The organism is Candidatus Binataceae bacterium (genome assembly GCA_035500095.1).
GTDB lineage: Bacteria > Desulfobacterota > Binatia > Binatales > Binataceae > JAKAVN01.
In genome coordinates this window covers 1-3,957 of record DATJXN010000026.1, presented here as the reverse complement: position 1 = coordinate 3,957, position 3,957 = coordinate 1, and the positions used below count along the sequence as shown (strand labels likewise).

Genomic DNA, 3,957 nt, shown 5'->3' with positions numbered 1-3,957 from the left:
CACCGGCTTGTACAGGCTCCATCCGCGCATCATCGCGATCGCGCCGATTTTCGGATCCTCCTTGAGCTTGCGGTCCCATTCGTCCTCGGGCTGGCGCGCGCCGGTCATCAGCGGAATCGTCCGCGCAAGGTCGGCGCCGGCGGAGAAGGCCTTGTTGCCAGCGCCGGTGATGATCGCGGCGCGCACGTCGTCGTCTTCGGCCACGCGCTGCCATGCCTCGGCCATGCGCACGACGACTTCCGGGCTCATCGCGTTGTGGACTTCGGGACGGTTGATGGTCAGGTAGGCGATATGATCGCGGACCTCGAACAATAACGCTGGCATTGCTTGCTCCATTTGGCGGACGAATCTAATCATCGTATCTATCGGCATCGGCGGCGCGATGACAAGCGAGGCACGCCGTGAGATGGAAAGGTGCGCGTGAGCGGAGACTTGGAGGGCTCTCGCGCGGACGCTGTCAGCAAGCGGTACGGTCGAGGAAATGGAATGGGGGCGAAGACACACGCGATGAATGGTGGGCGTGCAGGCAGGCGATCGAGCCGCGCGTACACCGAAGTGCAGCTCAGGGCCCTGGCCGCGATGCTCGCGGCGGCGTTCACTCTTGTCGGCTGCTCGCACAGGGCCGACGGGGACCGCCTCGCCACGATACTCCAGATAAGGCCGGGGATGGTCGTGGCGGACGTCGGCGCGGGCTCCGGATGGATGACGGTGATGATGAGTGCGCTGGTGGGGCCCACCGGACGCGTTTATTCGACCGAGATCGATCCGCGCGAACTGGCCCGGATCCGCGGCGCGGTCGCCGCCGCGCATCTCGACAACGTTACAGTGATCCCGGCGACCGCCAGCGACACCGGATTACCCGCCGATTGCTGCGACGCGATCATCCTGCGCCGCGTCTATCATCATCTGACCGATCCCGCCGATACCGGCCGCAGTCTCTACCGCGCCCTGCGCCGGGGCGGCCAACTGGCCGTACTGGATTTCCGCCCCAGTTTTCTGACCGCGCCGTGGACGCCGAAGGGATTGCCGCCGAACCGCGAAGGACACGGCGTCAGTCCCGTGACCGTGATCGGTGAACTCGAACACGCGGGCTTCGAGTACGTGAAGATCGACGATCCGTGGCCGGGGAGCGCATTTCTGTCCAGCTTTTGCGTCGTGTTCAAGAAGGCGCCGCTGCTCGCCGCGCCGGGCAAATCCCCGCCCGACAACACGATCCATGGCGCGCCGAGCTATTGATAGGGTAGGTGTCGCACGGCCAAATGCGCTATTGAGCAGATGGGCGCCGGCCGCTCGAGGCGGCAGCGCGATCGAAACGGCGCGAGGCTTTGAACCGATGAATCCGGGAGACGGCGAAATTGGCGGCCGCTGCGCTCAGTGACCTCAAGGTGGTCGAATATGCCGCCATGGTCTCCGGGCCGATGTGCGGCAAGCTGTTCGCAGACCTCGGTGCGGAGGTCCTGAAACTCGAACCGCCCGGCCGCGGCGACGAAGCGCGAAGTCATCCGCCGTTCCCGGGCGACCTTCCGCATCCCGAAAAGAGCGGCCTCTTTCTCTATCTCAACACGAGCAAGAAGAGCGTGACGCTCGATCCCGCGACGGCAAGCGGCGCGGAAATTTTCAGGCGCCTCGTGCGCGAGGCCGACATTCTTATCGAGAACCATCCGCCCGGCTATTTGACGAGCCTCGGGCTCGGCTACGACGTCCTGCATGCGCTCAATCCGCGGCTCATCGTCACTTCGGTCACGCCCTTTGGCCAGACCGGCCCGTACGCCGGATGGAAGGGCTCGGACCTTATCGAATGGGCGATGAGCCTCACGGGCTACAACACCCCGACGCTGATCAACGATTTGGCGAGCGAGAATCCGTTGCGCGCGCCCGGCCGCCAGGCCGACATGATGGGCGCGACCACCGCGGCGGCCTCGACTATGATGGCGCTGATGCATCGCGAGGCCACGGGCGCCGGCCAGTGGATTGACGCCGCATGCTGGCAGGCGGTGGTCAATACGGCGAAGATCGAGATGATCGTTTACAGCTACGCCGGGATGCCGTACAGCCGGCTGCGCGCCAATGCCAAAGCGGGGCTCGAGCCCTCGCGATGCCGCGACGGATACGTTTACGTGCTGTGGGTGGTGGACTCGCACTTCGAAGCGCTGAAGGAACTGCTCGGCCATCCGCACGCGCTGGAGTCCGATCTGTTCAAGAGCACCGCGGCGCGCGCCGAGTACGACGACGTCGTGCGGCCGCTGATCCAGGAGGAGTTGCTCAAATACGACATGGATTGGCTGGTGCGCGAAGGGCAGAGAATCGGACTCCCCATCGGCCCCGTGCTGACCGTCGCCCAGGCCGCCGAACATCCGCATCTGGGCGCGCGCAATGCCTTCGTCGAGATCGATCATCCGGTCGCAGGGCGCTTTCGCTATCCGGGGCCGCTGGTGCGGATGAGCGCGACCCCGCCGGTTGCGCGCCGCGCGCCGCTGCTCGGCGAGCATAACGAGGAGATCCTGTGCGGGCGGCTGGGATACTCGCGCGAGGCACTCGCGGGACTTCGCGCCGCCGGCGTGATTTGACCCGGAGGGGGGGAGAACGATGGGCCGTCTGCCGCTTGAAGGAATACGGGTCACCGATTTCAGCTGGATCATCAACGGCCCGCAGATCGGCTTGTGGCTTGCGGCGATGGGCGCCGAGGTGATCAAGATCGAATCGCAGGTCTATCTCGATTTTTCGCGCCTCAACCCGTCGTTCATGGCCGCCGGCCTCTCGGGCGTGAACGACAACGGCTGCTACCACACGCTCAACTGCGGCAAAAAATCGATCAACCTCAACATCAAGACGCCGCGCGGCAAGGAACTCGCCTACGAACTCATCAAGCGAAGCGACTTCGTGCTGGAGTGTTATCCCGCGCCGCTCTCGCGCCGCCTCGGGCTTAGCTATGACGATCTCCGCGCGGTCAAACGCGACATCATCCTGATCTCGGTGTCGCTGCTGGGCAAAACCGGAACCGAACCCGCGGACTGGGTCGGATGGGGCCCGATGGCATGCTCGTTCATCGGCACCTTCGACGCGCAGGGCTACCCGGGTGGCGCGCCGCGCCATACCGGCGGCACCTGGCCGGACTATGCGATCGGCACCGCGGTGGTGTTTCACCTGCTCGCCGCGCTGCGTCATCGCGATCGCACGGGCGAAGGCCAATGGCTCGACGCCAGCATGGGCGAGACGGTTATCGGCGAGACGCCCGAGTGGTACATGGACTATTTCATGAACGGCCGCGATCGCCGGCAGTGGGCGAATCGCGACGACGTGATGGCGCCGCACAATACGTACCCGTGCGCGGGCGATGACAAGTGGATCGCGATCGCGGTGGGCAACGAGGCCGAATGGCGAGCGCTATGCGAGGTGATGGGCGGTCCGGCGTGGGCGCGCGACGCAAAATTCGCGGACCAATTCGCGCGCCGGCAAAATAGCGCCGCGCTCGACGATCATCTCGCCGAATGGACGCGCCGACATCCACATATCGCACTGGCCGAGCGCCTTCAGCGCGCGGGCGTCCCGGCCGGGCCGGTGCTCGACAGCGTCGAGATCCAGCAGGACCCCCATCTTTGGGAATGGGGCTACTGGTGGCAGCTCGAGCATCATACGGTCGGCAAGCGCACGATGCCGGGAATTCCGGCGAAGCTCGGCGGCGTGCCGCGCTACAACTACAATCCGCCGCCGGACCTGGGACAACACAATTTCGAGGTGTTCAACGGCATCCTCGGCCTCAAAAAAGAAGAAATTGCCGAGTTGATGGAATCGAAAGTGATTTACTGAGATGCCGAATAGTGTCCTGTCCCTGAAATGAGATGAATAAATTGTGGCCGCAGCCGTCTTGTTCCTCGAGGAGGTGGAGCATGCGGAGAGGGCGGCCGAAAGCGGAGTTGGTGTTGCGCGAAGCGGAGCGGAAGAGTCTGGAGTCGATGG

The 3,957-nt window shown here is 64.7% G+C and carries 4 protein-coding genes; 3 read left to right on the top strand and 1 reads right to left on the bottom strand.

All coding sequences use genetic code 11. The features are described from left to right. On the bottom strand, positions 1-324 hold a 324-nt coding region (locus VMI09_03750), incomplete at its 3' end, for an enoyl-CoA hydratase-related protein (protein HTQ23783.1). A 162-nt stretch (positions 325-486) separates the two neighbouring features. Between VMI09_03750 and VMI09_03745 the strand changes: the two genes are divergently transcribed. From VMI09_03745 to VMI09_03735, 3 genes are all read left to right on the top strand, one after another. Continuing rightward, positions 487-1,236 carry a methyltransferase domain-containing protein gene (locus tag VMI09_03745; GenBank protein ID HTQ23782.1) on the top strand — a complete coding sequence of 250 codons (750 nt, stop codon included), beginning with the start codon at positions 487-489 and terminating at the stop codon, positions 1,234-1,236. 119 nt (positions 1,237-1,355) lie between these two features. Continuing rightward, positions 1,356-2,567, top strand: coding sequence for a CaiB/BaiF CoA-transferase family protein (locus VMI09_03740; protein ID HTQ23781.1), 1,212 nt, complete (start codon positions 1,356-1,358; stop codon positions 2,565-2,567). Positions 2,568-2,586: 19 nt separating this feature from the next. Further along, positions 2,587-3,807 (top strand): CoA transferase, encoded by a 1,221-nt coding sequence (locus VMI09_03735; GenBank protein HTQ23780.1) that lies wholly within the window; start codon positions 2,587-2,589, stop codon positions 3,805-3,807. Positions 3,808-3,957 lie beyond the last annotated feature (150 nt).

Excerpts from the sequence above, each read along its gene's own strand:
- VMI09_03745 (HTQ23782.1), top strand. The coding sequence starts at position 487 with ATGGGGGCGAAGACACACGCGATGAATGGTGGGCGTGCAGGCAGGCGA.
- VMI09_03735 (HTQ23780.1), top strand. The coding sequence starts at position 2,587 with ATGGGCCGTCTGCCGCTTGAAGGAATACGGGTCACCGATTTCAGCTGG.